The following is a 1,486-nucleotide window of genomic DNA, read 5'->3' as shown; positions in this document are numbered from 1 at the left end:
TAGTCGACCCTGAACAACCCACAACTTGTTGCGGCTGAAGGATTCTTCGTCTTCGCGAAGCATTGTAAAATGCCGGCTCCTGGGGAGTGACCCACTCAAAACCGGTGTTTTGCCATGGGACCCAAGCCGATGGTGCCGAGCTCCGGCGACCTCTATCGCAGCCGGCTCGATCAGATCCTTGATCAGCGTCACGAACTCTTTCGCCTGGCCAGTCTGATCGACTGGGACAGGTTCGACCAGGAGTTTGGCCGCTTCTACCGGCCCCTGGGGCGGCCTGCCAAACCCACCCGGCTGATGGTCGGGCTGTCCTATCTCCAGCACACCTTCAACCTGTCCGATGAAGCGGTGGTGCAGCGTTGGACAGAAAACCCGTATTGGCAGTGGTTCTGCGGCTGCGAGTACTTCCAGCATGAGCTGCCGTGCGATCCCAGTTCACTGACGCGCTGGCGCAAGCGGCTCGGCCCCGAGGGGCTGGAGAAGCTGCTCGCCGCCACCATCCAGGCTGGGCTGGAGAGCGGCGCGGTGCGGCCCTCAAGCCTGGAGCGGATCAGCGTCGACACCACGGTGCAGCCCAAGGCGATCACTCATCCCACGGACGCGAAGCTCTATCTCAAGGCTCTCCTCGCCCTCGTGCGGCAGGCCAAGCGGCATGGCCTCCTGCTGCGGCAGGCTCACACCCGTCTGGCCAAACGCGCCGCCGTGCAGGTGGGCCGCTATGCTCATGCCCGCCAGATGCGACGCATGCGCCGCGAGTTGAAGCGGCTGAAGACCTATTTGGGTCGGGTCTATCGCGATGTGGCCCGCAAAGTCGCCGGGGATGAGAGCCTCGCCCTTCGCTTTGCCCGTCTGCTGGGCCTGACAGAGCGTCTTCTGACGCAAGAGCGCACGAGCAAGAACAAACTCTACAGCCTGCATGCGCCCGAGGTGGTGTGCATCGCCAAAGGCAAAGCACATCGTCCATACGAGTTTGGCTCGAAGGTCGCGCTGGCGGTGACCAACCGGGAGGGCTTTGCGCTTGCGTCCAAGGCGCTGGAGGGCAACCCGTATGACGGCCACACGCTGGATGCTACCATCGGCCAGGTCATCGCCCTGACGGGCGTCGAGCCGGAGCGGACGTACGTCGACCGTGGCTACCGCGGACATGACTATGCGAAGAAGGAGCGGGTCTTCATCACCGGTCAGCGCCGGGGCCTAACGCCGACGATCAGACGGGAGCTCAGGCGACGATCGGCCATCGAGCCGATGATCGGGCACATGAAAGCGGACGGACGACTTGGACGCAATCACCTGCTCGGAGCCGCCGGCGACGCGATCAATGCGCTGCTCGTGGCGGCCGGACACAATCTGCGGCTAATCCTGAACTGGCTCAGACTTTGTTTGGCCTGGTTCCTAGCGGCTCTCCTGGGTTCATCCGCGCAACCGGATACTTCCAAAGTGGTCTGAAAGCCAACTCCGGCCACCCTAAACGGCATTGTTCAGGGCCGAC

1 protein-coding gene is annotated in these 1,486 nt (G+C 63.2%); it reads left to right on the top strand.

Going from position 1 to position 1,486, the window contains the following annotated elements; translation table 11 throughout:
- Positions 1-114 precede the first annotated feature (114 nt).
- The gene (locus DC522_RS33415; RefSeq protein ID WP_116532683.1) at positions 115-1,443 is read left to right on the top strand and encodes an IS5 family transposase; all 1,329 of its coding nucleotides are present in this window, start codon (positions 115-117) and stop codon (positions 1,441-1,443) included.
- The last annotated feature ends 43 nt before the right edge of the window (positions 1,444-1,486 follow it).

The organism is Microvirga sp. KLBC 81 (assembly GCF_003075415.1).
Taxonomy (GTDB): domain Bacteria; phylum Pseudomonadota; class Alphaproteobacteria; order Rhizobiales; family Beijerinckiaceae; genus Microvirga.
This window is presented reverse-complemented; position numbering and strand designations above follow the sequence as displayed.

Bases quoted from the DNA above. Each gene is read 5' to 3' on its own strand.
- DC522_RS33415 (WP_116532683.1), top strand. From the start codon at position 115: ATGGGACCCAAGCCGATGGTGCCGAGCTCCGGCGACCTCTATCGCAGC.